This is a genomic window from Methylopila jiangsuensis (assembly GCF_027922305.1).
Lineage (GTDB): Bacteria > Pseudomonadota > Alphaproteobacteria > Rhizobiales > Methylopilaceae > Methylopila > Methylopila jiangsuensis.
This window is the reverse complement of sequence record NZ_BSFK01000013.1, coordinates 145,092-169,971: the sequence shown is the minus strand read 5'-3', so window position 1 is coordinate 169,971 and position 24,880 is coordinate 145,092. Positions and strand designations below refer to the sequence as shown.

Annotated in this window: 20 protein-coding genes, 2 pseudogenes and 1 riboswitch; of the genes and pseudogenes, 3 read left to right on the top strand and 19 right to left on the bottom strand. The window is 69.5% G+C overall.

The annotated features are described in order from the left end of the window. Window positions 1-215 precede the first annotated feature (215 nt). A complete protein-coding gene (locus tag PKE85_RS12815; protein WP_271205148.1) occupies window positions 216-824 on the top strand; it encodes an IS110 family transposase in 609 nt (202 codons plus the stop codon). Window positions 825-1,031: 207 nt separating this feature from the next. Here the strand turns inward: PKE85_RS12815 and PKE85_RS12810 are convergent, their stop codons facing one another. The 15 genes from PKE85_RS12810 to hemB form a co-directional block, all read right to left on the bottom strand. Then, window positions 1,032-2,078: a FecCD family ABC transporter permease gene (locus PKE85_RS12810; protein WP_271205147.1), complete on the bottom strand. Its 1,047-nt coding sequence runs from the start codon at window positions 2,076-2,078 to the stop codon at window positions 1,032-1,034. Beyond that, on the bottom strand, window positions 2,065-3,036 hold the full coding sequence (locus tag PKE85_RS12805; protein WP_271205146.1) for an ABC transporter substrate-binding protein: 972 nt from the start codon (window positions 3,034-3,036) through the stop codon (window positions 2,065-2,067). The genes PKE85_RS12810 and PKE85_RS12805 overlap by 14 nt, the downstream gene beginning before the upstream one ends. A gap of 131 nt (window positions 3,037-3,167) precedes the next feature. Then, window positions 3,168-3,947 carry an ABC transporter ATP-binding protein gene (locus PKE85_RS12800; RefSeq protein WP_271205145.1) on the bottom strand — a complete coding sequence of 260 codons (780 nt, stop codon included), beginning with the start codon at window positions 3,945-3,947 and terminating at the stop codon, window positions 3,168-3,170. A gap of 5 nt (window positions 3,948-3,952) precedes the next feature. Beyond that, window positions 3,953-6,142, bottom strand: a complete 2,190-nt coding sequence (locus tag PKE85_RS12795; RefSeq protein WP_271205144.1) for a TonB-dependent receptor — start codon at window positions 6,140-6,142, stop codon at window positions 3,953-3,955. Between the two features lie 123 nt (window positions 6,143-6,265). Next, a riboswitch (cobalamin riboswitch) is annotated at window positions 6,266-6,463 on the bottom strand. A gap of 115 nt (window positions 6,464-6,578) precedes the next feature. Beyond that, window positions 6,579-7,430: a transporter family protein gene (locus PKE85_RS12790; protein WP_271205143.1), complete on the bottom strand. Its 852-nt coding sequence runs from the start codon at window positions 7,428-7,430 to the stop codon at window positions 6,579-6,581. 137 nt (window positions 7,431-7,567) lie between these two features. Next, complete coding sequence (locus PKE85_RS12785) at window positions 7,568-8,236, bottom strand: ABC transporter ATP-binding protein (RefSeq protein ID WP_271205142.1); 669 nt, start codon at window positions 8,234-8,236, stop codon at window positions 7,568-7,570. After that, complete coding sequence (locus tag PKE85_RS12780; protein ID WP_271205141.1) at window positions 8,233-8,958, bottom strand: ABC transporter ATP-binding protein; 726 nt, start codon at window positions 8,956-8,958, stop codon at window positions 8,233-8,235. Before PKE85_RS12780 ends, PKE85_RS12785 begins: the two co-directional genes overlap by 4 nt. After that, entirely contained in the window at window positions 8,955-10,013 is a 1,059-nt protein-coding gene (locus PKE85_RS12775) for a branched-chain amino acid ABC transporter permease (protein WP_271205140.1), read from the bottom strand. The genes PKE85_RS12780 and PKE85_RS12775 overlap by 4 nt, the downstream gene beginning before the upstream one ends. Further along, the gene (locus PKE85_RS12770) at window positions 10,010-10,876 is read right to left on the bottom strand and encodes a branched-chain amino acid ABC transporter permease (protein WP_271205139.1); all 867 of its coding nucleotides are present in this window, start codon (window positions 10,874-10,876) and stop codon (window positions 10,010-10,012) included. The genes PKE85_RS12775 and PKE85_RS12770 overlap by 4 nt, the downstream gene beginning before the upstream one ends. A 77-nt stretch (window positions 10,877-10,953) precedes the next feature. Further along, entirely contained in the window at window positions 10,954-12,198 is a 1,245-nt protein-coding gene (locus tag PKE85_RS12765) for an urea ABC transporter substrate-binding protein (protein WP_271205138.1), read from the bottom strand. A gap of 181 nt (window positions 12,199-12,379) precedes the next feature. Further along, window positions 12,380-14,404: a hydantoinase B/oxoprolinase family protein gene (locus PKE85_RS12760; protein ID WP_271205137.1), complete on the bottom strand. Its 2,025-nt coding sequence runs from the start codon at window positions 14,402-14,404 to the stop codon at window positions 12,380-12,382. Between the two features lie 31 nt (window positions 14,405-14,435). After that, complete coding sequence (locus PKE85_RS12755) at window positions 14,436-16,493, bottom strand: hydantoinase/oxoprolinase family protein (RefSeq protein WP_271205136.1); 2,058 nt, start codon at window positions 16,491-16,493, stop codon at window positions 14,436-14,438. Between the two features lie 180 nt (window positions 16,494-16,673). Then, on the bottom strand, window positions 16,674-17,264 hold the full coding sequence (locus tag PKE85_RS12750) for an ANTAR domain-containing response regulator (RefSeq protein WP_271205135.1): 591 nt from the start codon (window positions 17,262-17,264) through the stop codon (window positions 16,674-16,676). A gap of 4 nt (window positions 17,265-17,268) precedes the next feature. Next, on the bottom strand, window positions 17,269-18,447 hold the full coding sequence (locus PKE85_RS12745) for a transporter substrate-binding domain-containing protein (RefSeq protein ID WP_271205134.1): 1,179 nt from the start codon (window positions 18,445-18,447) through the stop codon (window positions 17,269-17,271). 475 nt (window positions 18,448-18,922) lie between these two features. Beyond that, on the bottom strand, window positions 18,923-19,969 hold the full coding sequence (hemB, locus tag PKE85_RS12740; protein WP_271205133.1) for a porphobilinogen synthase: 1,047 nt from the start codon (window positions 19,967-19,969) through the stop codon (window positions 18,923-18,925). A 259-nt stretch (window positions 19,970-20,228) separates the two neighbouring features. On the opposite strand from hemB, the gene PKE85_RS12735 reads away from it, so the two are divergent. Both PKE85_RS12735 and ldtR read left to right on the top strand, forming a co-directional pair. After that, window positions 20,229-20,657 carry a DUF6163 family protein gene (locus tag PKE85_RS12735; protein ID WP_271205132.1) on the top strand — a complete coding sequence of 143 codons (429 nt, stop codon included), beginning with the start codon at window positions 20,229-20,231 and terminating at the stop codon, window positions 20,655-20,657. Window positions 20,658-20,922: 265 nt separating this feature from the next. Next, complete coding sequence (gene ldtR / locus PKE85_RS12730; protein WP_271205131.1) at window positions 20,923-21,435, top strand: transcriptional regulator LdtR; 513 nt, start codon at window positions 20,923-20,925, stop codon at window positions 21,433-21,435. A 215-nt stretch (window positions 21,436-21,650) separates the two neighbouring features. Here ldtR and PKE85_RS17705 read toward each other — a convergent pair. The 4 genes and pseudogenes from PKE85_RS17705 to PKE85_RS12715 form a co-directional block, all read right to left on the bottom strand. Then, window positions 21,651-21,869 (bottom strand): annotated as a pseudogene (locus tag PKE85_RS17705) (acyl-CoA carboxylase biotin carboxyl carrier protein subunit); the annotation flags it as partial. Between the two features lie 65 nt (window positions 21,870-21,934). After that, window positions 21,935-23,669 (bottom strand): annotated as a pseudogene (locus PKE85_RS12725) (acetyl-CoA carboxylase biotin carboxylase subunit); the annotation flags it as partial. A gap of 130 nt (window positions 23,670-23,799) precedes the next feature. Beyond that, window positions 23,800-24,216 carry a hypothetical protein gene (locus PKE85_RS12720; RefSeq protein WP_271205129.1) on the bottom strand — a complete coding sequence of 139 codons (417 nt, stop codon included), beginning with the start codon at window positions 24,214-24,216 and terminating at the stop codon, window positions 23,800-23,802. A gap of 59 nt (window positions 24,217-24,275) precedes the next feature. Further along, a complete protein-coding gene (locus PKE85_RS12715; RefSeq protein WP_271205128.1) occupies window positions 24,276-24,872 on the bottom strand; it encodes a peptidoglycan-binding protein in 597 nt (198 codons plus the stop codon). Between the last annotated feature and the right edge of the window lie 8 nt (window positions 24,873-24,880).

Below are 24,880 nucleotides of genomic sequence, written 5' to 3'. Positions count from 1 at the left end.
CCGGAGGCGATCATGACCCACAAGCTCATCCTTGGGTTCGACGTGTCGAAGGACTGGATCGACGTCGGTCGCCACGGCGCGGCGGCGGTGACGCGGCTTGCGAACGAAGCGGACGCGATCGCCGCCTTCCTGAAGGCCTGAAGGCCGAGGGCCCGATCGGGCTCGCGGCGTTCGAGCCCACCGGCGGCTACGAGCGGGCCCTGCGCCGGGCGCTGGTGGAGGCCGGGGTTCCGTTTGCGCGCGTCCATCCGAACGAGGTGGCGGCGTTCCGGGCCCGGCGCGGCGTGAAGGCCAAGACCGACCGGATCGACGCCCGGCTGATCGCCGACTTCGCCGCGCTCGAGCTCGACGGACGCGGGCTGAAGCCGCTCGTCGAGGGCGACGGGGTCTTGCGCGAACTCGTCGCCCGCCGCCGCCAGCTGGTCGACGCGCTCCACGCCGAACGCTGCCGTGCGGCGCTGGCCGAGAGCCGCCCGGTGCGCGACAGCCTCGCGGCGGTCATGGCGGCGCTCGAGGCCGCGCTCGCCGGGCTCGAGACCGAGATCGCGGCCCGCATCGCGGCCGATCCCGACCTCGCCGCCATGGCGCGCCGTCTCGCCAGCCTCAAGGGCGTCGGCCCCGTCACGATCATGACGCTGATCGGCGCGCTGCCGGAGCTCGGCCGCCTCACCGGCAAGGAGATCGCGAGCCTGGTCGGGCTCGCGCCCCGGACCCGCGACAGCGGCAGGACCGGGGCCGGGCCGCCACAGGCCACGGCCGCCCGGACGTGCGCCGCGTGCTGTTCAACGCCGCACGCTGCGCCATCCGCCACAATCTCACGATAAAGGCGTTCTACGACCGCCTCGTCACACAGAACCGCAGGCCCGGAAAGGTCGCCCTCACCGCCGTCATGCGCAAAATGCTCGTCACCCTCAACGCCATCGCGCGAGACCGACAAAACTGGAAACACGCACCTCACGCTTGATCGCAAACACGGAAGATGCCCGAGACAAGCTCGGGCATGACGGCAGTGCGAACTTCCAAACAGGCGCTCAACGCTCCCGGCGCAGCAGGGCCACGAAGAACAGGCCGCCCACGACGCCGGTGACGACGCCGATCGGCATGTCATCGGGCGCGATCACCGTGCGCGCCGCCATGTCGGCCAGCACCAGCGCCAGCGCGCCGAGGAGCGCGCTCGCCGGCAGGACCAGCCGGTTGTCTCCGCCGAGCAGCATGCGCGCGGCGTGGGGCGTCATCAGCCCCACGAAGCCGATCATCCCCGAAACCGACACCAGCACCCCGGTGACGAAGGCGCCGACCACCATATGCGCGAGCCGCGCGCGCTCCACCGGAACGCCCAGCGTGGCGGCGGTCTCGTCGCCCATGGACAGCGCGTTCAGGTCCCGCGCCTTCATCAGGAACCACGTTCCGCCGAGCGCCAGCGCCAGCGCCGGAACCGGGATGGTCGACCAGTCGGAGGCGCCGAAGCCGCCCAGCGTCCAGAACACCACATTCGCCGCCGAGCGCTGATCGGCGAACAGGATCAGCATGTTGGCGCAGGCCGTCACCACGAAGGCCACCGCGACGCCGGTGAGGATCAGCCGGTCGGCGGTCCCAGGCCCCGTGACGCGCGCCACCGCCAGCACCGCGAGCGTGGCGCCCAGCGCGCCCAAGAAAGCGAACAGCGGCGTGGTGGCGGGGCCGAAGGCGTCGCCCACATGCAGGATCGCGAGGTTGGCGCCGAAGGCTGCGCCGGCGGCGACGCCGAGCAGATGGGGATCGGCGAGCGGGTTGCGGGTCGCGGACTGCATCGCCGCCCCCACCATGCCGAGCCCCGCGCCGACGATGGCGGCGAGCACCGTGCGCGGCGCGCGCAGCTCCCACACGATCGCCGCGCGGCCCGGCGCCACGCCGGACGCGGCGCCAAGCCCGAGCTTCTCCATCGCCACCGCCCAGATCTCCTGCGCCGGAAGGCGCGCCGGGCCGATCAGCAGCGAGAGCGCCATGGCGGCGACGAGCAGCAGCATCGTCGCGGCGCCGAGCCCGACGAAACGCGCCCGGGGCGACGCGGCCATGGGGCGGCGGTCAGCGGTCGCCATGCAGGAACTCCGCGATCTTCTCCAGCGCGATCAGGTTGCGGGGTCCGGGCGTCAGCTCGTCGTAGCTGAGCGCCAGCACCTTTCCGGCCTTCAGCGCCCGGAGGTCCTTCAGGCCCGGCCGCGACTGCGCGTAGCGCAGCTTGCGCGCGGCCCCGCCGGCGCCGTGATCCAGAATGACGATGGCGTCCGGGTCGCGCTCGATCACGCTTTCCCAGCTCATGCGCGTCCAGTTGCCGGGAACGTCGTCGGCGATGTTGCGCCCGCCCGCCGCCTCGATCAGCGCGGTGGGCATGGCGTAGGCGCCGCCGGTGCCGGCCACCCGGCCCTCGCTGTCGTAGAGGAACACCTTCGGCCGCATGGGCGCGCCGGCCACCCTGGCCCGCACCGCCGCCTCCCGCGCGCGATAGCCGGCGACCAGCGCCTCGGCGCGGCCCTCCACGCCGAAGATGCGGCCGAGATTGAGCAGATCGCGGTAGAGGAAGTCGAGCGTCGGCTTCTCCCGCCGGCCGATGCGGATGCAGCTTTCGGTGAGCTCGTAGACCGGAATGCCGAGCCGGCCGAGCGTGTCCGGCGTCACCTCGCCGCCGGCGCGCATGCCATAGCTCCAGCCGGCGAAATAGAAGTCGACCCCCGCCTCCAGCAACGTCTCGCGGGTGGGATACTGTCGCTGGAGCTGGCGCAGGGCGGCCGCCTTGGGAAACAGGTCCACAGCCGCCGACACCCGCGCCTGCGAGCCGATGTAGCCCACCATGCGGTCGGTGAGATCGAGCGCCAGCATCATCTCGGTGAGGTTGGAATCGTAGGACACAGCCCGCTGCGGCGGCCGGTCGTAGGTGGCGAGCCGGTCGCAGCTCCGCACCGTGACCGGATGGGCGGAGGCGGGCGCGGCGCAGAGCGCGAGCAGCAGCGCGGCAAGAAGACGTCTCCGCGTCCGTCCAGGACCCCGCTTACCCGTCATGCCCGAGCGTGTCTCGGGCATCCACGACTTGAACGCTGAAGCCATCGCGCTGGAATAAATCGTGGATGCCCGCCTTCGGCGGGCATGACGGCGGCCGGAGGGACGCGCCTCGACACGGACGGGACAGGCTCTCACGCCCCCTCCTCCGGCAGCCGGTAGGCGAAGCGCAGCGTGCCGCGCCAGGGCGTCACCTCCGCCTCGACGCCGAAGCTCCGACGGATCAGCGCCGGCGCCAGCGTCTCCCGCGCGGGGCCGAAGGCGACGGGGCGGCCGCCTTCCAGCGCCAGCACGTGGTCGGCCATGTCGGCGGCGAAATCCAGATCGTGCAGGGTGGCGACGATGGTGAGGTCGAGCCCCTTCAGCAGCTCGATCGCCTCCAGCCGGTGGCGGATGTCGAGGTGGTTGGTGGGCTCGTCCAGCACCAGCAGGCCCGGCTGCTGCGCCAGCGCGCGGGCGATGAGGGCGCGCTGCTTTTCGCCGCCGGAGAGCGTGGCGAAGCGGCGGGCGGCGAAGGCTGAAATCTCCATGCGCGCCATGGCGTCCTCCACCACCGCCGCGCCGCCGGGATCGCCGAAGGCGCCCGCGTGCGGCGTGCGCCCCGCCTCCACCATCTCCCGCACGGTGAAGGCGAAGTCCGGCGGCGTCTCCTGAAGCACGGCGGCCACCCGCCGCGCGGCCTGGCGCGCGGGCAGCGCCCAGAGATCGTCGCCGTCGAGACGCAGCCTCCCCGCGGTCGGCCGGTTCACCCGGTAGAGGCAGCGCAGCAGCGTGGACTTTCCGGCGCCGTTGGGGCCGACCACCGCGAGCCGCGCGCCGGGCGCGAGCGCGAAGCTCACGCCCGAGAGCACCGGCGGGCGCCCCGGAGGGCCCCACGCCAGATCCTCGACCTCCAGACGGACGGGCGCGGCCACGGGCGTCAGAACTTCAGGTGCAGAGCGAGCTCCGCGGTGCGCGGCGCGCCGAAGTACCACTGGGAGTCGCCGCCCGTGTAGGCGTAGGTCTTGTCGAACAGGTTCTTCACCCGGAGGTCGAGCGTGGCGTAGGCCGTCGGCTTCCACTGCAGCCCGGCGTTGACCAGCGCATAGGCCGGCCGTTTGTGGTCATTGCTGGCCGAGGTGTAGGTCTTGCCGACGTATTGCAGGCCGGCCTGCGCCTTCCAGTCCTCCGCGAAGCGCCAGGTCGCCCAGACATTGGCGAGCGTTTCCGGCACGGCGTTCGGCGTGTTGCCCTTGTAGTCCACGTTGCCCGAACCGAAGAATTCGTCGTAGCGCGCATCCAGAATCGTGGCGTTGGCGTCGACCCGCCAACCGTGCCCGAGCTCCACGCCGACGGAGGCCTCCACGCCGCGGGAAGACTGCTTGCCGATCTGCTCGGAGGGTGAGCCGGGCTTGTTCGGGTTGGGCGCGAGCAGGTCCTTCTTCTCGATGTAGAAGGCCGAGAGCGTCCACTCGAAGCGGTCGTCCCACAGGCTCTGCTTCACGCCGGCCTCGACCTGCCGACCCTTGGAGAGCTTGTAGCCGGACGATCCCGGCGGCAGCGACAGGATCGACGTGACGGGATCGGCGGCCTCCGAATACTGCGCGTAGACCGCGAGGTTCTTCACCGGCTCGTAGACCGCGCCCACGCGCCACGACAACGAATCCAGGACCGTTTTCGAGCGCGGCAACGCGCCGTTGACCAACCGATATCCACGGAAATCCACTTCCGGATGGTCGTAGCGCAGGCCTGCGACCAGCGAGATCTGGTCGGTGAGCTTCAGGCGGTCGTCGATGAAGAAGGAATACTGCGTGGTGATCGCCTTGTAGTCCTTGCCGTAGGAGCTCGCGCTGCCGTACTCGCCCGGATCGAAGCCCTTCGGCGGCAGCGACGGGTTGAGGTCCGGGGCACGGTAGCCGCCATTGTTCAGACGCCGGAAATCGAAGCGGTTGACGTCGAAGCCGACCACCGCCTCGTTCGCCATGCCGAACAGCTCGGTGCGGATGGTGGCGTCGGCGCGCGCACCGATCTGCTCCTGCTCCTGCTTGATGGCGATGAAGCTTGAACGGTCGACCCGTTCGGTCCCCTCATTCCATTTGTAGCCCTCAGCGTTGCGCCACAAGCGGTTGGCCGTGACGTAATAGCCCACCGCCCGCAGCGTCACGGTCTCGTTCGGCGTCCATTCCGCCTTGAGCTGGGTGATGTTGTCGTTGAAGCGGATCACGCCGTCGCGGACGTTGTAGTTCTCGCCGATCCAGTCCTTCTCCACATTGCCGGAGCCCTTCAGCGGCGTGCCGAAGTAGCGGCTCGGCTGGTTGTGGCCGCCGTCATGGGTCAGGGTGACGGAGAGCTCGTCGGTCGGGCGCCAGTTCAGCGCGCCGGAGAAGGCGAGGTTCTTGTAGTCGCCCCGGTCCATCCAGCCGTCGCCGCGGCTGGCGGCCACGTCGAAGCTGTAGGCGAATTTCTCGTTGATCGGCCCGGCGCTGCCGGCGGCGAGGCCCACCTGCCCGTCCGTGCCCACCACGGCGCGCGCCTCGTTGCGGCGCTCCTCGTAAAGCGGCTTCTTCGGGATGATGTTGATGGCGCCGCCGATGGCGCCCTCGCCGTAGAGCACCGAGGCCGGGCCGCGCAGCACCTCGATCCGGTCCACCGTCCAGGTGTCGAACGGGAAGGTGACGGTGCCGTTGCCCGGATAGAGCCGCACGCCGTCATAGAGCGTCGTGACCGAGCTCACGCCGGTGAAGCCGCGCGACGAATAGGCCCCGAAGCCGTTGCCGGGCGTGCCGATGAAGCTGAAGCCGGCCGCGTTCTGCGTCACCGCCTCGGCGATGGAGGCCTGACCGCGGTCGCGAACCACGTCGCCGGAGACCACGTCCACGCTCGCGGGCGTCTCCAGCGGCGTCAGGCCGAGCCGGCTGCCGGCGCCGGTCTTCACGGACAGGTTCGGGCCGGACGACGGCTTGCCGCCCTTGCCGCTGACGGTGATCTCGTCAAGCTCCACCGGGCTTTCGGGCGACTGGGCGCGCGAAGGAGAGGCCAGCGCCGCGGCGCAGCAGGCGCCGAGCAGCGCGACGCGGAGAGACCGGGGCGTGGAGCGCCGGAGGCGAGAGGCGGAGACGGAACCGGACATCGAGACCCCGAGCGGGACGTGTTGCGCCGTCACCGCGAACAGGAAGTCTCCCCGATCGAACCAGACATGCGTCCGCCCGATGGTTCGCCCACCATCGGTGCACCCCGCCCGACGCGTTCGCGTGTGACCACACGGCTGACGGCAGGTCTCCTGGCTCGCGGGTCAATGCGCCGTTCGCCGCCTTCCCGGACCTAGAGAGGTCCAGTGGCCGATGACGAAGCGCTCGCCGCTCACAGTTGCGGGGGCAGCCACGGCTTCGGGCCGAAGCCCGCACCGCGTTCCCTTTTGATCCCCGAAGGGAACCGTCCCCGCCCGATTACGGCGCTGCGGCGCCGAAGGCAAGGCGGTTTCGGGTCACACCTTTGCGCCATTCGTCATGGGCGAGGCGGTCGTCGGTCGATGAGCCCGGTCCTCGCGGCCGGGCTCCCTCGCGTCGTCAGTACTTCACGACCAGCGGGGCCTCGGCCTTGGCCGGCGTCCACAGCGGGAAGCTGAGGTTGGTCCAGAGGATCGTGTCCTTGAAGCCGCGATTCTTGGAATAGACGTCGCGGGTCAGCTTCACGTTCAGGTTCGCGCCGCCGAAGTCGTAGCCGATCAGGCCGCCGATCGCGAACTGGGACTGCTTGCCGTACCAGGAGATCGGCTTGCTGACGTCGGCCTCGAAATGGGCCACCGGCCCGATCTCGAACTTGCCGAACTTCTTGGTCGCGGTCAGATCGGCGATCACGTAGTTCGGCGCGAGGTCGAGCTTCTTGTCGCCCACCGGCGTGCCGAACATGAAGTTGCCGGTGAGGTTCCAGCCGTCTCCGAGATAGCTTGCGCCGACGCGGTGCTCGATGGTGCCGTAGTCGAGCGAGAGCTTTTCGTCCTGCGGGATGTAGCCGCCGAGGCGGTAGCCCACATAGAGGTCGTCGCCGAGGTCCCAGCTCAGCTGGGCGGCGAAGTAGGTGTTGAACAGGCCGAAATCGCTGCCCGCGCCCTCGATGGAGACGTCGGCGATGGTCGGCGCAGCGATGAGGCCGATGTCGGCCCCCAGAAACTTGGCCCCCGTCTGCCAGAAGAAGAAGAAGGTGTTGTAGTTCGAGCGGATGTCGACGCCGCCCACCTCCCGGAAGCCGGAATAGGTCTGGTTGAGGTAGTAGAGTCCCTCCGGCGCCACGGCCCAGACCGGGATGCCGGTGGTGTAGCCCGGCGCCGTGGTGCCGGCGGCGCCGGCCGGCGTTGCGGCGAAGGCCAGCCCGATTGCGGCGCCGGCGGCGACGCCCTTCATGGTCATGCTGATGGTCATCGCGTCATTCTCCCCGAATGCGCCCGCCATGGCGGGCCGTTGGGCGCGCGAGCTTCCTTCCGCCGGAACGAGGTTCCGGCGGCCGCACCGCTCTTGCGCTGGATGACGGCGCCGGATCGCTTCCGGCGCCGGATGCGTCAGGCCGCGGCCTCGGGCGGCGCGGCGAAGGCCAGCCGGCCCTTCTCCATGTGAAGGACCCGGTCGGCCAGATCGGTCATGAACTTGAGGTTCTGCTCCACCAGCAGGATCGAGAGCCCGAGCTCCCGCCTGAGCGTCAGCAGCGTCTCCACGATCTCGTCGCGGATCGAGGGCTGGATGCCCTCGGTCGGCTCGTCCAGCAGGATCAGCGACGGCTTCGCGCAGAGGCAGCGCGCCAGCGCCAGGATCTGCTGCTCGCCGCCCGACAGCACCCCGCCCGCCCGGTCCACGATCGGCTGCAGCCGGGGAAAGCGGGCGATCATCTCGTCGACGATCACAAGCGGCGCGCCGGACGCGCGGGCGGCGAAGGCCATGTTCTCCCGCACGGTGAGGCCCGGAAAGATCTGGCGCCCTTGCGGCACGTAGCCGAGCCCGCGCCTTGCGCGGCGGTGGGGCGGCTCCTGGGCGATGTCGGCGCCGGCGAACAGGATCGCGCCCGCGCTCGGGAGGATGGCGCCGCTCAGCGCCTTGAGCAGAGTGCTTTTCCCCATGCCGTTGTGGCCGAGGATTCCGAGGATCTCCCCCTGCGCGATGTCGAACCCCACGTCGCGCAGCACGCCGATGGCGCCGTAGCCGGCGGCGAGGTTGGAAACGGCGAGGATGCTCATGCCGCGTCCTTTCCGAGATAGACGTCGCGCACGCGGGCGTCGGCCATCACCTCCGCCGCCGGGCCTTCCGCCAGCACCTGGCCCCGGTTGAACACGGTGACGGTGCGGGCGATGCGGCGGATGAAGGCCATGTCGTGCTCCACCACGATCACCGAGCTGGACCGGGCCAGCTCCACGATCAGATCGCCAAGCCGGTCGACCTCGACGCCGGTCATGCCGGCTGCGGGCTCGTCCAGCAGGATCAGGTCCGGCGCCTGCGCCACCACCATGGCGAGCTCCACCAGCTGGCGCTGGCCGTGGGCGAGCAGCCCCACCGTCGCGCCGGCGAGATGGGGGATGCGCATGCGCTCCAGCGCCTCGTCCGCACGGCGGCGGGCGAGCTGGGGCGGCAGAAGCGCGTCGGTGGCGATCCGCACGCTCTCCATCACCGTCAGCCCGTCGAACACGCTCGGCGTCTGGGTCTTCACGCCGACCCCGAGCCTCGCGATGCGCGACGCCGGCAGGCCGACGATGCTGCGGCCGCGCAAGGCGACCGCGCCGGAGGTGGGGCGGAGCTGGCCGGACAGCATCTTGAAGAAGGTGCTCTTGCCGGCGCCGTTGGGGCCGATGAGGCAGCGCAGCTCGCCCTCCCCCACCGTCATGCTGACGCCGCCCACCGCCGTCACGTCGCCGAAGCGCATGACGAGGTCGCGGGCTTCGAGCAGCGGAGCCGCGGCGGTCATGGCCGGTCCTCCGCCGCGCGCGGCTCGCCGAGCTTGGGCGCGCCCATGCGCTCCCTCGCCACGGCGAACAGGCGCTCGCCGAGCCCGAGCGCGGTGGGCAGCAGGCCCTTGCGCAGCGCCACCACGCAGAACGTCAGCACGACGCCCATCACGAGGTTCGGGTCGGTCCAGCCGCCGCCGTCGAGCGAGCCGAGCCAGGTGGAGAGCGACAGCATGGCGAAGCAGCCGATCACCGGTCCCGCCAGCGTGCCGAGCCCGCCGACGATGACCCAGATGATGACCTGCCCGTTGGTCTGCAGGTTGAACATGGTGGGACTCACGAACACCGAGTTCGCGAAGGCTACGCCGCCCACGCCCGCGATCGCGCCGCCGAGCGTGAAGATCCCGAGCTTGTAGAACCGTGTGTCGTAGCCGAGCAGTTCGGCGCGGACCGGGTTCTCCCGGATCGCCACCACGGCGCGGCCGAAGCGGGTCGCGATCACGAGGCGGCAGATCAGATAGCAGACGACCAGCGCGCCCACCGACAGCGCATAGATCTGCTCCGGCATGAGCGTTTCGTCCGGCTTGCCGAGCGCCGTCATGATGGGCGTCGAGGGGATGCCGTTGAAGCCGCCCAGCGGGGCCGCGCCGATGGTCCATTCCTCGCCCGCCGTCTGGTTGATGAAGCGGTAGAGGATCAGCGAGACGGTCAGCGTGATGACGCCCAGATAGACGTCCGACACCCGGCCCCAGAACATGAAGTAGCCGAGCAGGGCCGCGAAGGCCGCGGCGCTCGCAACCGCGATCAGGGCCGCCAGCGCCGTGTCGCCGAGGTTGAGCCCGGCGACCGCGTAGACATAGCCGGCGAGGCCGAAGAAGGCCGCCTGCCCGAAGGACAGCACGCCGCCGTAGCCCCAGATCAGCGCCAGCGACAGCGCCAGAATGGCGTAGCTGGCGTAGATCGAGCCGTTGATCATGGTGGTGAGATCGCCGCCCTGGGGCACGACCACGAGCGCGTAGAAGGCGGCGGCGGCGATCGCCGCGAAGCCGAGCGCGGAGCGGAGCGAGACGGTCACAGCGACCTCCGGAAGAAGCGGCCGGTGACGCCCTGGGGCAGCAGGCGCAGCAGCAGGACGGCGCAGGCGAGCAGCGCGACCTCCCCCAGCACCGGGCCGGTGAGGAAGGAGAAGGCGGCGTTGACCGCGCCGAGCAGGCCGGCGGCGCTGAGCGTGCCGGCGAGGATGGCGGCCCCGCCCGAGATGACGGTGATGAAGGTCTTGGCGATGTAGGCGGCGCCGATGGTGGGCGCGACCCCCGCGATCGGCGCGATCAGCGCCCCGGCGAGGCCGGAGATCGCGGCCCCGGTGACGAAGGTCGCGGCGTAGACCCTGGCCGGATCGACGCCGAGCGCCGCCGCCATGTCGCGGTTCTGCATCGCCGCGCGGGCGATCAGCCCGACGGGAGTGCGGGCGAGAACCCACCAGCCGGCCGCGAACAGCAACGCGGAGACCCCGGCCACCAGCAGCTCGTAGCGCCCGATGGCGTAGGCGCCGATCTCGAGGCTTCCGAGCGGCGGCGAGACGCCGGCCACCGTGTTGCCGAAGATCACGGTGATGAGCCCGACCAGCGCCAGGCTGACGCCCCAGGTGGCGAGCATGGTGTCGATCATCCGGCCATAAAGCCTGCGGATGACCAGCCGCTCGATCACGGCGCCGACCAGCCCCACCACCAGCGGCGCGACCACGAAGATCGACAGCCACAGGTTCAGCCCGGCCTGGTGCGAGACCAGCGCGGCGTAGCCGCCCAGCATCAGGAACTCGCCATGGGCCATGTTGATGATGCGCATCATGCCGAAGATCACGGCGAGCCCGGCGCTGATGAGCGCGAGGTTCGCGATCGTGACCACGACCTGAAGCAGCACGATGATCGCGTAATCCATGCCGGTCTCCTGACCTGCGAACTGACAAAGGGGCGGGCGCGCGAGGGGACGGCGCGCCCGCCCGGCCGTCGCCGACGTCAGACTTTGACGTCGATGACGAACTGCTTGGTCTCGTTCGGGTTCTTGGTCAGGTCGCAGACCGCCGCCGTGTCCGCCGGCGTCTGCTGCGGGAAGCTCTCCAGCACGTGGTAGGCCCCGCCCTTCACCTCGGCGATGTAGACGTCGAGCGTGTCGTGATGGGTCGCGGCGTCGATGGTGGTCTTGCCCGCCGGTCCGGTGAAGGACAGCCCGGTTTCGAGCGCCGCGATCACCTTGTCGCGCTCGACGGAGCCCGCCTTCTTCGCCGCTTCCGCCCAGAGGTTCACGGCGTGGTAGGTCATGGCCGCGCCCTCGGTCACCGCGTCCGCCTTGGCGCCGAACCGGGCCTTGTAGCGCGTGATGAAGTCGAGGTTCTCCGGCGTCTGGATGCCGTCGAAATAGGCGTAAGAGACGATGATGCCGTCGTGTTCCTCCGGCGAGGTCAGCGCCTGCTCGTTGCCGATGCCGAAGGTGGTGGAGGCCATGGGGATCTTGTCCTTCATGCCGGACGCGACCCACTGGCGGTAGAACGAGTTGTGGGCGGCGCCCACCAGCACCGACATGATCATGTCGGGCTTCGCCGCCTGGATCTTGCGGATGGTCGGGCCGAAGTCGTTCACGTCGAGCGGGAAGAAGTCCGCCTGCGCCACGTCGCCGCCGTTCTCGGTGGCGAACTTCTTGATCCACTTGGCGGTGATCTGGCCGTAATTGTAGTCCGCCGCCAGAACATAGATCGTCTTGGCGTTAAAGCGCTTCATCGCGAAGGGCGTGAACTTCTGAAGCGTCTGGGCCGGCGTCGAGCCCATGCAGAACACGTTGCGGTCGCAGACGCCGCCTTCGTAGAGCAGGCTGTAGAAATAGGGGACGCGGTAGCGGCGCAGCGCGGGCCGCATGGCCTCGCGCGACGCCGAGATGACGCCGCCGAACGCCACGGCCGCCTTCTGCTTGGTGGCGGCCTCGGTGGCGTACTGGGTGTAGAGCTGCATGTTCGACTGCGGGTCGTAGTTCTTGAGCGCGATCTCGCGCCCCAGCACCCCGCCCCTGGCGTTGAGCTCCTCCACCGCCAGCGTCAGGCAGTTGATCATCGGCCGGCCGTAGATGTCGATGCCGCCGGAGGCGTCGTGGATGCCGGCGATCTGGATGGCGTCCGCGGCGCTTGCGCCCCGAATGTAGGCGGGCGCGAGCCCCAGCGCCGCGCCGGCGGCGGCGGTCTTGAGAAGCGTGCGGCGGTTGAAGGCGGTCATGTCGATCCCCGAAACGTCGTCGGATGGGTGGCGTCCTTCGCCGGGTGCGGCCGGCGGCCGTATCGATGCGCCTTGCGTTTCCTCAAGAGGACGATGGCCCGGCGGTCTTGGGCGCCGCCGTCGCCTGTGGCGCGGGCGCGCGGCCGGGAAGAGCCCTCCCCGGCCGCCGCCCGGCCTGCGCTCAGGCGACCTTGAGCGAGACGCTCGCCTCGGAGCCCGGCTTCAGCCGCCTGCTCCAGTAGGGCGCGGCGCGGCGCTTCAGCATCGCGCGGAACTGCGCGGTGGTTTTGGGCAGCAGCGCCCCCGAGCCCCAGTTCACGATCACGCCGTACTGGCGGATGAGGTCGAGCATGGAGAGCTCGCCCGCCCGGTACTTCGCGGCGATCGCCTCGGGGTCCTCGTCGAGCCATTTGGCGCGGTTGGCGCGGATGTAGGCGCGCTTGGCCAAGGTGGCTTCGCGGTCGACCTCGTATTCGGCGAGGTCGGCGTCGATCTCCTTCACCACCACGCCGTAATCGAGGGCGGCGCGGGCGATGGAGACGTAGCCGTCCGCCACGTCCTCGCAGACGAGCTGCGGGTCGCGCTCCAGCGGATCGCCGAGGCCGCCGCCGCCGGCGGAGGGGCGGGTCACATGGTCGCCGGCCGCAAGCGGCTCGTTGGAGAACATGGAGCCCAGGTAGCGCTCGTTCTCCAGCCCCTCGTTCACCCACACGCCGTGCGGGATCGACGGCAGGCCGCCCCACAGACCCCAGGTGATGGAGCGCTCGCGGTCGCAGCAGTAGGAGACGACGGTGCGGTCGACCTCGGTGAGGATCACGCCCTTGTCGACGCCCATGCCGCCGCGGGACTCGCCGGGGCCGCCGGAATCCACCCGAAGCTCGTGGGCGGTGGTGAGCACCGGCGCCAGCCGCTCCTGCCCCTCGAAGGGCTGGGTGCCGAGCTGGACGCCGAACACCGGGCCGGTGGCGCCCCAGCCGTCGCGGCCGTTGCGGGCGCCCCAGCCGCCGACCATCCAGTCGTACCACATGAAGTGCTTCTGGCCGGTCCCGCCCTCGCGGTTGTCGCGGCCGCCGATCAGCAGGTAGTCGAGGTTGAAGGTGCAGGCCATGGCCCGCTCCGGCATCACTTCGGCCCACAATTCGAAGATCGAGTTCATGATCTTCTCGAACGGACCGGAGCAGAAGCCGGCGACCGGCGTCGGCCACGCGGCGTTGACCACCGAGCCTTCCGGTCCGAGATCGACGGTCACGACGCGGTAGAAGCCGGAGTTCAGCGGGATTTCCGGGAACTGCATCTTGGTGCCGGCGACGATGGCGGCGAAGGAGCCGCCGAAACAGGCGTTCAGGAAGCAGCGGATGCTGGTCGGATGGGATTTCGACAGGTCGTAATGGACCGTGTCGCCCTTGATGGTCATGCGCACCCGGATCGGGATCAGGCCCTCGCCCACGCCCGGATCGAGGTCGATGTAGTCCTCGGTCTCCCACACGCCGTCCGGCAGCGCCGCGACGCGCTGGCGGGTCAGCACCTCGACGTAATCCTGCACCGCGGTGAAGGAGGTCTTGATGACGTCGAGGCCGTATTTCTCGATCAGGCGGCAGACCTCGGTCTCGGCCACCTTGGTGGCTTCGGCCTGGGCCTCCATGTCGCCGATGATGTCGGCGGGGGCGCGGGTGTTGGAGGCGATGAGGTTGCAGACGTCCTTGAGCTGCTCGCCCTTGCTCCAGACGCGCACCGGGGTGATGCGCAGGCCCTCGGCCATGTGGTCGAGCGCGTTGACGTTGAACGAGCCCGGCGTCGCGCCGCCCACGTCCGCCCAGTGGCCGTTGGCCTGGGCGAAGCCGAGCAGCTCGCCCTTGTAGAACATCGGCCGCACGATGCGGGTGTCGTTGAAGTGGGTGCCGCCCTGGTAGACGTCGTTCACCACGAACACGTCGCCGGGATGGATGTCGCCCTTGAAGGCGTTGATCACCGCCTTCGCCGTGTAATGCAGCGTGCCCACATGGGCGGCGATGTCGCCCGAGCCCTGCATGATGGTGTCGCCGTTCACGTCGCAGAGCGCGGACGAGAAGTCCCGGGACCAGATCACGAAGGAATAGCAGGTGCGGAAGATCTGCTCCGCCATCTGGTCGACGATGTTGACGTAGGCGTTCTTGAGGACCTCGAAGGTGACCGGATCGAGGCCGTTGTCCATGGTCTTGGAGGACATGGGGTGCTCCTGTTGCTGGGGCGCGGACCGGTCAGGCCAGCGGGATGCGCATGACGAGGGTGAGCGAGCGGTCGACCTCGGCCGTGACGCCGGGCGGCACGATCACGGTGGAGTCGAGCTGGTCGATGACGGCGGGGCCTTCGACCGTCATGCCGGCCTTGAGCGCGTCGCGGAGGTAGACGGGCGTGTCGACCGCGGCAGGCAGTTCGTCGAACCGCACCATGCGGGAGCCGGAGGCGGCCGGCTTCTCGTCCACCGGATCGAAATCGGCGAACTTCGCCTTCGGCGTCACGCCGGTCGCGGTGACCGAGACGCGGTAGATCTCCACCGGCGCGCCCGGACGCGAGTAGTTGTGCTCGCGGCCATGCTCCTCGTGGAAGTGGGCGATCGCCTCCTCGAGCGACGTCACCGGCGAGGCGATGTTGATGGCGAGCGCGCGCCACTGGCCGTGGTAGCGCATGTCGATCTTGCGCTGGAACACCATGTTCTCGGGGGCCACGCCCTCGGACTTCAGGCGTTCGGCGCCTTCCACCTCCAGCTCCCGGAAGGTGGTCTCCAGGTCCATGACGTTCACGTCGTCGGCCTTGGAGAGGTACATGCGCGTGATGTCGTGCTGGATGTCCACCAGCAGGCAGCCGAGGGCGGAGGTGACGCCGGGGTTCGGCGGCACCAGCACCACCGGGATCGCCAGATCCTTGGCGAGCGCCGCGCCGTGGAGCGGGCCGGCGCCGCCGAAGGCGACCAGCGCGAAGTCGCGGGGGTCGTAGCCGCGCCGGATGGAGAGCAGGCGCACCGCGTCCGACATGTTGGCGTTGGCGACCTTGATGATCGCGATCGCCGCGTCCTCCACCGACATGCCGAGCGGCTCGGCGACGCCCTTGCGGATGGCTTCGGTGGCGAGCGCCTTGTCGAGCCCGACCTTGCCGCCGGCGAGCCGGTCCGACAGGCGCCCCAGCACCACGTTGGCGTCGCAGTTGGTGGGGTTCTCGCCGCCGCGGCCGTAGCAGGCCGGTCCGGGCGTGGAGCCGGCCGACTGCGGGCCGTTGCGCAGCGAGTTCGCGGCGTCGAGCCAGGCGAGCGAGCCGCCGCCGGCGCCGATGGTCAGCACCTCGATCGAGGGGAAGCAGATCGGGTAGCCGTATTCGACGAACCACTCCTTGGTGACGTTGATCTCGCCGTTGTCGCAGAGCGACACGTCGGTGGAGGTGCCGCCCATGTCGAGGCCGATGGAGTTCCTGAACCCGGCCTGCTCGGCGACGAAGCGGCTGGCGATGGCGCCCGCGGCGATGCCGGAGGCCGAGAGCCGCGCGGCGTAGCGCTCCGCCATCTTGGCGGTCATGACGCCGCCGCCAGAATGCAGCAGCATCACGTCTTCCTTGTAGCCGCCTTCCTTCATGCGGCTTTCCAAACGGCTGGCGTAATTGCCCACCACCGGCGCCAGCACCGCGTTCGCGACCGTGGTCGAGAAACGCTCATGCTCGAAGATCTCCGGCATGATGTCGCTGGAGATGGAGATCACCGCCTCGGGCACGGCCTCGGCGAGGATGTCGCGCATGCGCTGCTCGTTCGCTGGGTTGATGAAGGCGTTGGCGAAGCAGATGGCGATGGTCTTCACGCCGCGCTTCTTGATGACGCGGGCGAGCTCCAGAGCCTCCGCCTCGTCGAGCGGCGTCACGACCTTGCCGGAATAGTCCGTGCGCTCGGAGACCACGAGACGGTCGCGGCGCCGGATGTAGGGCTTCGCCATCTCCTTGTAGGTGTCCCAGAGGTCGTCGCGGTTGCCGCGACGGATCTCGATGGTGTCGCGGAAGCCCTTGGTGGTGACCATCACCGCCGGGGGAAAGCGGCGGGTGATCAGCGCGTTGGTGGCGAGCGTGGTGCCGTGCTTGAACAGCAGCAGGTCGTTCAGGTTCACCCCGCCCGCCTCGATGCCGGCCAGCACGCCGTCGATCGGGTCGGGGGTGGTGGGCACCTTGGCCACGTGCATGCGGCCCGTGGCCTCGCTCAGCACGCAGATGTCGGTGAACGTGCCGCCCACATCGCAGGCGACGCGGACCTTGCGATCCTCCGTCCCGGTTCCTTGAGTCATTTTCGGCTCCTTGGGTCTGGCCTGAGCCGCCGCGCGGCATGCAGGCCGGAAAAACAAAAAGCCGCCGCCAGCGGTGAAGCTGGCGACGGCTCTCTTAGCCATGACCCGGTGGCGGCGACCTTTGGCGCTCCCGGATCGATATGGAGACGGATCAGACGCGCACGGCGGAAACCGCCGGGGTCAGAGTCCGATGAATTCGTCAGCGTCTATGATGGTCGCGCACACGACATCCATAGACACGCGCGCCGACATTGCGCGCATACGGATCGTATCGTAAGCCTCCTGCTCAGAAAAACCCTTGCGCGATATCAATATCGCCTTGGCTTTTTCCATGCGCCTGAAGCCTTCTAACTTTGACTCAAGCTTCCTCGCCCTGTCAATAAGGTTTTTTTCTTTTGCGGAAATTGTCCGCGAAAGAACCAGGCTGGTGAGCAGACCGAAGGCGCGGATGGGCTTGGTGACGATCGACACCGCGCCGGCGCGGGCCACCGCCTCGATCACCGCCGGGCTCTCGAACTCGACGATGGCGATCAGCGAGGCCTGGGAGCCGCTCTCCGCCAGCGCCTTCAGCAGCACATGGGTGAAGCCGTCCTGCCGGAACAGCATGAACACCACGTCCGCGTCCTGGCGCAGCTTCTCGGGCGGCGGCCACACCGCCTCGACCTCGCAGCCGATGCGGCGGATCTGCGCCACCAGTTCGTCCCGCTCCCGGTCCTTCGGGTGGTAGATCACGACGCGGAGGGTCCGGATGTCGCGGAGCGCCTTCAGCATGGGCTCACAGTCCCGACGCGAGCGGCAGGACCTCGGGCGGCGTGGCGCCGTCCCAGTCCTCGAGGGTGTGGTTGATGAGATAGGGGTCCGGCTTCACCGGGGCGGCGGCCTCGGCGATGATCTGGAACTGGCCGTCCGCCTGCACCCTGCCGATGCGCGGCCAGAGGTAGAGATGGCTGTTCTCGGGATCGAGCCGGATCTCGCCTTGCGGCGCGCGGAACGTCATGTCCGCCAGTTCCCGCCGCACCGCCTCGGGCGCCGCCGAGCCCGCCCGCGCCACGGCGGCCAGCGTCAGATGGGTGACGGCGTAGGCGGTCTCCGCCATGGCGTTCAGGCGCTCGCGCACCCCGAACCGCGCCTGATAGGCCCGGACGAAGCGCCGGTTCTCCGGCGTGTCCACCGACTGGAAATAGGTGGCGGCGGTGAGATGCCCCTCCGCGAGCCGCGGCGGCATGGCCGCCACCTCCGCCTCCGTGATGGTGAGGCTGGCGAAGGTGGTGTCGGCGGTCAGCCCCGCCTCGGCGCAGAGCTCGTAGAAAGCGGAGGCCGCGCGGCCGACCACGGTGCAGAACACCACATCCGGCTTCTTGCGCCGGATGTCCTGCACGATCTGGTCCAGCTCCCGGCGCGTCACGTCCAGCGGCACGTAGCGCTCGGCCAGCGCGTGGCCCTTGCGCTCGGCGATGAGCGTCAGCAGCACCCGGTGGGATTCGATCGGGAAGGTGTAGCGCGTGCCCACCAGATAGAAGCGCTTGCCCGGCTCGTTCATGAGATGGCGGGCCAGCATCAGGATGTGCTGGTTCGGCACCGCGCCGCCGTAGATCACGTTGGGCGAATATTCGAAGCCCTCGTAGCAGGCGGCGTAAGCCAGCAGCGCGCCGCGGCGCTCCGCCACCGGCACCACCGCCTGCCGGGTGTTGGTCATGTAGCAGCCGATCAGCAGGTCGGCGCGCTCCTCGTCGAGCAGGGCCTCGGCGAGGCTCGCGAAGCGGGCCGGGTCGGACTGGGCGTCGTGGGAGACCAGCACGACCTCCCGCCCGTCGACGCCGCCGCTCGCGTTGATCTCCTCGATCGCGAGCCGGGTCGCGTTGAGCTGGGTGCGCTCCACGAAGGCGGTGGCGCCGGTTTCGGAATAGAGCGCGCCCACCACGAGGGGCCGGCGCGTCGCAGCACGTAAGGTCATCGCTCGCCACAAACAAAAAGGGAGCCTCGCAGGACCGTGGACCGGTCCGGCGAGAGCTCCCTTGCTCCTGACGCAAAGGTTAGGGACGAACGCCCGCGCCCGTCAAGCGCCTTTGTCGCGCCGCAGCATATGGTATGGCGGAGGGGCTGTGCGGCGGGCCGAGCGCGAGCGCGCCCCTCACCCGGAGGGCTGACGCCCTCCGACCTCTCCCCGCCGGGGAGAGGTGACGCGCGCGGCGCCGTCGCCTCTCATCCAGCATCCGTTGGGCGTCAGGGCCGGTCCAAACGCGTCAACCGCGCGCCGATCGCACACCGTCATGCCCGAGCTTGACTCGGCATCCACGACTTCAGGCCGCTCGCGGGTACAGGAAGTCGTGGATACCCGCCTTCGGCGGGCATGACGAAGAGGGCGAAAGCGCGGGCATGACGGCGAGGTAGGCCTCCCGCCCCGCACGTCGCCCCGCCCGGCGGCCGGCTCAGAGGCCCTTGAGGCGGCGCGCCACCGTCGGCGCGAAGTAGGTCAGCACGCCGTCGGCGCCGGCGCGCTTGAACGCCAGCAGGCTTTCCAGCATGGCGGCCTCGCCGTCGATCCAGCCGTTCTGGGCGGCGGCCTGGATCATCGCGTATTCGCCGGACACCTGATAGGCGAAGGTCGGCAGGCGGAAGCGCTCCTTCAGCCGCCACACCACGTCGAGATAGGGCAGGCCCGGCTTCACCATCAGCATGTCGGCGCCCTCGATCACGTCGAGCTCCGCCTCGCGCAGCGCCTCGTCGCCGTTGGCGGGATCCATCTGATAGGTGCGCTTGTCGCCCACCAGCGTCTTTTTGGTGCCGATGGCGTCGCGGAACGGGCCGTAGAAAGCGGAGGCGTATTTGGCGGCGTAGGACATGATCTGCACGTCGGAGCGGCCGGCGGCGTCCAGCGCCTGGCGGATCGCCCCCACCCGTCCGTCCATCATGTCGGAGGGCGCGATCACGTCGGCGCCCGCCTCGGCCTGGGTCAGCGCCTGCCGCGCCAGCACGGCGACGGTAGCGTCGTTCAGCACCCGCTCGCCGTCCAGCAGCCCGTCATGGCCGTGGCTGGTGTAGGGGTCGAGCGCCACGTCGGTGACGAGACCGATGGTCGGGACCGCGCGCTTGATGGCCCGCAGCGCCCGGCAGGTGAGGTTCTCGGGGTTGAGCGCCTCGGAGCCGAGCGGATCGCGCAGGCCCGGCTCGGTGTAGGGGAACAGCGCCAGCGCCGGGATGCCGAGCGCCGCCGCCTCCTCCGCCGCCCGCACCGCCTCGTCCACCGACAGGCGCTCCACCCCCGGCATGGCCGCCACCGGCTCGCGCCGGTTCTCGCCCTCGATCAGGAAGATCGGCCAGATCAGATCGTCGACCGTGACCGCGTTCTCTCGGGTCAGCCGGCGCGACCAGTCGGCGGCGCGGCCACGCCGGGGACGGCGGGTCAGCGCCAGAGCGTTGTCCTCGAGCCGCACGTCCAGCCCGCGCTCGCGCAGTTTTCCGATCGTCTCGCGCATGTCCGGCGCCTTTGTCCTGTGTCGCCCGTCGCCTGGCGCGGGCCTCCGCTCGTCCGGCCGCCCCTATAGCACCTCCGCCGGGCGCCCGAGAGAGCCGAGAGGCATGTCAGGGACATGAATTCGTCATGGACGCCTCCGTTTGCGCTTCGGACGCGAACGGGCGACAAGCGGGCGGCCCGCCCGACAGGAACGCCCCCATGACCGCACGGATGACCGCCGCACGGACGCCCGCCGCCCTCAGCTCCCGGACCCGCACGGCGTGAGCAACCCGGACGATCTCGCCCCGATCGCGCTGCGGGACAACCGCCTGCGCGGCGACCGCTACGCCCGCCCGTGGACGTGGCGCCTGACGCTGCTGCTGCGCGCGCTCGCGGTGCTGGAGCTGGCGAAGGGGCTCTACCACTGGGCGCTGCTGCTCGGCCTCGGCCCGACCCCGTTCCCGGACGGGCCGCTGGTGCAGCGCATCGGCGCGGTGTTCTTCGCGGTGGCCGATCCGGTGGCCGCGGTCGGCCTGTGGCTCGCGGCCGCCTGGGGCGTGGTGATCTGGCTGTGCGCCGCCTCGGCGCAGCTGATGTTCTCGGCCCTCGTCCCCTCCGGCGCTCTCAACCTCCTCGTGACGCCGGTCTGGGCGCTCGCCATGGCGGTCTATCTGGCGCTGTCGCTGAAGGCCAAGCGCGAGGAGGACTGAGCAGCCCGGCGGGCGCTTACAGTCGTTTAACGATGAACACGGCGTGAATTCGGATTTCGTCAGGACAAATGAAAATCGATTTACGCAAACCTGCGTAACCACTTGTTGACGAAGCCCAGCAACGTTTCATTGAGCTTGAAAACTAAATAGAATTTTCAGCACGTCACTTAAACGCATTTTCATCTCCCCCGACCTATTTTCAGATCAAGGAACGCGGGACAGGACGACGTTCCAAGATCAAATGGCATACGGGAAGGCGTCAGACATGAAGAACGTTGCGCGCAGCACGGAAAAGCCCGCCGCCGATCCTCGCCAGGTCGAGGTCCGCCCGCTTTATCTCGAAGCTCTCACGCTGGTGGAGCGCCTGCACCGCCGCCTGCTCGACGTCATCAAGGACGAGTTCGACCGTCGCGGCCGTTCCGACATCAACAGCGTCCAGGCGCTTCTGCTGTACAACATCGGCGACAGCGAACTGACCGCCGGCGAGCTGCGCACCCGCGGCTACTATCTCGGCTCCAACGTCTCGTACAACCTGAAGAAGCTGGTGGAGATGGGCTTCCTGCACCACCAGCGCTCCCGCATGGACCGCCGCTCGGTGCGCATCAGCCTGACCGAGCAGGGCCGCGAGATCCACAACATCGTGGAGGAGCTCTACGCCAAGCACATCCGCACCATCGAGCAGGTGGGCGGCGTGAACGCGGAGGACTTCCGCACCCTGAACGTGGCGCTGGTCCGCCTCGAGCGCTTCTGGACCGACCAGATCCGCTTCCGGCTCTGACCGCCGGCCAAGACTCAAAAACTTCTCATCCTGTCGAAACAGACGAAGGGCGCGACCTCCATGGCCGCGCCCTTCGTCGTTTCAGAATGTGTCCGGGACGCTCAACCGACCGTCATGCCCGCGCAACGCGCGGGCATGACGGGAGCATCTGGAGCGCGCTTCGGCGACATCTCCGAGGTTTCATCACCCGCGGGAGCGGCGCCGGAAGCCCGCGTTCACTCGAATTCGAGGATCACTGCGTCCACCGCCAGGCTGTCGCCGGGCTTGGCGTTGATCTTGGAGACCACGCCGTCGCGCTCGGCGCGCAGCACGTTCTCCATCTTCATGGCCTCCACCACGGCCAGGGTCTCGCCGGCCTTGACCTCCTGGCCCTCCGTCACCGCGATCGACACCACAAGGCCCGGCATCGGGCACAGCAGCTGCTTGGAGGTGTCGGCCACCGCCCGCTCGGGCATCATGGCGAGCAGTTCGGCGATGCGCGCGCCATGGATGCGGGCGAGCACCGAGACGCCGCGATGGGCGAGGTCCCAGCCCGCCGGCGGGTGCTTGCGCACCTGAACCGAGACCGGCCGGCCGTCGATCTCGCCGCGCCACACCGGCTCGCCCGGCTTCCAGTCGGTCTTCACCCTGAGCGTGGCGGCCTCGGAGCCGTCCTCCGCCAGCACGCGCACGGCGACCGCGCCGCCGTCGGCGCGGGTCTCGGCGCGGGTCGGCTCGCCGTCCAGCAGGATGGTGCGCAGCAGCTCCTTGGTGGCCGCGCCCCGACGCAGCTGATGCGAGATGGCGCGGCGGCGCTCCATGGTCAGCCAGTCGATCTGGGCCGCGACCGCCACCAGCGTGCGCGCCACCTCGCCGTCGGGCTTGCGCGGCGCGAAGCCGTCCGGGAACTCCTCGGCGATGAAGCCGGTGGAGAGGCGGCCCTCCTGCCAGCGCGGATGCTCCATCAGCGCGGTGAGGAACGGGATGTTGTGCTGGATGCCGTCGATGGCGAAGGCGTCCAGCGCCTCGCCCTGGGCCCGGATGGCGGCGAGCCGGTCCGGCGCGTGGGTGATGAGCTTCGCGATCATCGGATCGTAGTGCAGCGAGATTTCGCCGCCCTCGGTCACGCCGGTGTCGTTGCGCACCGTGACGCCGCCTTCCGTCCGCTCCACCGGCGGACGATAGGTCTGCAGCCGGCCGATGGACGGCAGGAAGTTGCGATAGGGGTCCTCGGCGTAGATGCGGCTCTCCACCGCCCAGCCGGTGAGCTTCACGTCGGCTTGCGTGATGGACAGCTTCTCGCCGGCCGCGACCCGGATCATCTGCTCCACCAGATCGATGCCGGTGACGAGCTCGGTGACGGGATGCTCCACCTGCAGGCGGGTGTTCATCTCGAGGAAGTAGAACGACTTGTCCTGCCCGGCGACGAACTCCACCGTACCGGCGGAATCGTAGCCCACGGCCTTGGCGAGCGCGACCGACTGCTCGCCCATGGCGCGGCGGGTGGCCTCGTCCAGCAGCGGCGACGGGGCCTCTTCGACCACCTTCTGGTTGCGGCGCTGGATGGAGCACTCGCGCTCGCCCAGATAGATGACGTTGCCGTGCTTGTCGCCGAGGAGCTGGATCTCGACGTGGCGCGGATTGACGATGAACTTCTCGATGAAGACGCGGTCGTCGCCGAAGGAGGACTTGGCCTCGGACTTGGACGCGCGGAAGCCTTCCGCCACGTCCTCGGCCGAATAGGCGATGCGCATGCCCTTGCCGCCGCCGCCGGCGGAGGCCTTGATCATCACGGGGAAGCCGATCTCCTCGGCCACCTTCACCGCGTCTTCCGGGGTCTCGATCACGTCGAGGTTGCCCGGAACGGTGGAGACCTTGGCCAGCGCCGCCGCCTTCTTGGATTCGATCTTGTCGCCCATGGCCTCGATGGCCTTGGGGTTCGGACCGATGAAGACGATGCCCGCCGCCGCCAGCGCTTCGGCGAAGGCCGCGCGCTCCGAGAGGAAGCCGTAGCCCGGATGCACCGCCTCGGCGCCGGTCTGCTTGCAGGCGGCGACGATCTTCTCGATCACCAGATAGGACTGGGAGGCCGAAGGCGGCCCGATGTGGACCGCCTCGTCGGCCATCTCCACATGCAGCGCGTCCTTGTCGGCGTCGGAATAGACGGCGACCGTCGCGATCCCCATCCGCCGGGCGGTCTTGATCACGCGGCAGGCGATCTCGCCGCGGTTGGCGATGAGAATTTTCTTGAACATCGAGGGAGGGCTCCCGGAACCGCAGGGGCGTGAACTCACGAACGCTTTTAGGCGCCGCAGCGCAGCGCGTCCATTAAACCGAAGGACGACGACGACGGCGAGAGCCCATGCCGGCATCGTCGTCTGAAGATCAGGCGGAGGCGCCGCCCTCGCCCCTCCGGCCCGCGACCTGCACCGCCGAGAGGATGGCGGCCCGCGCCTCCGGCAGCCGCGCCATCGCCTTCTCCCGCAGCGCCGCATCGGTCTGCTTCAGCTTGCGGACCGCGCGGGCGTTGTTGGCTTTCGCGAAGTCCACCGTCTCCGCGACGATGTCCGCGGCCTCCTTCGCCTCCACCGCCCCGCCGCCCAGGGCGCGGCGCGCGATGATGGCCTTCAGCCCGTTCTCGAGCGTCCGGTACAGGCTTAGCGCCAGATCCCGGTCGCGAGCGGCGTTCAGCGCCTCCAACGCTCGGGCCGCCACCAGCGTCAGAAGCGCAGCGCCGACGGCCACCGCCGCCTCAACCACATGGGGCCTCAGGCCGGCCCAGATCTCGATCAGCAGGTCCATACGCGAGCTCCTTGGGCGCTTCCCTTGCGCTGATTTCAGACGGAATGGCGACAACCGGATCAGGCCGGATAGCGGGCCCAGGGCAGCTGGAAGTGGGGGCCGTCTTTGAAACTTGACCAGTCGCCGCCCCATTCGAGCGGCACGTCTTCGTCCTGCGCCGCCTGTTTCATGGCGGCGGCGAGGCGCTCGTAGAGCGGCCAGTCCCAGCGGATCGCGCCGCCCACCTTGGCCGCGAGATCGACCGCATGGGCGAGATTGAGGCCGCCGCCCGGAATGTGCCGGGAGCGCAGCGTCTGGCTGGCGCCGGACGCCACCAGCCGCTTCTGGCGCGCGAGCGTCCGGGCGCCTTCCGTCACGGTGAAGGCGACGCCCGCGATGGCCGCGGCGCGATGGACGACCCTGACCAGATCCGGATGCACGCCGGCGAGGTTGCGCTCCGAACGCGCATCCAGACGGACTTTGGAGGCGGAAGCCGGGGCGTCGGCCGCCTCCAGCGCCGCGCGGGTGTTCGGCCCTGCGACGCCGTCGACACTGAGTCCGCGCGCGGTCTGAAACAGACGGATCGCGGACTCGGTGCGCGGGCCGGAGCGGCCGTCGAGCGGCCCCGGATCAAACCCGAGCGCCTGCAGCCGGCGCTGGATTTCGAGCGTCGTCATCGCTGTCT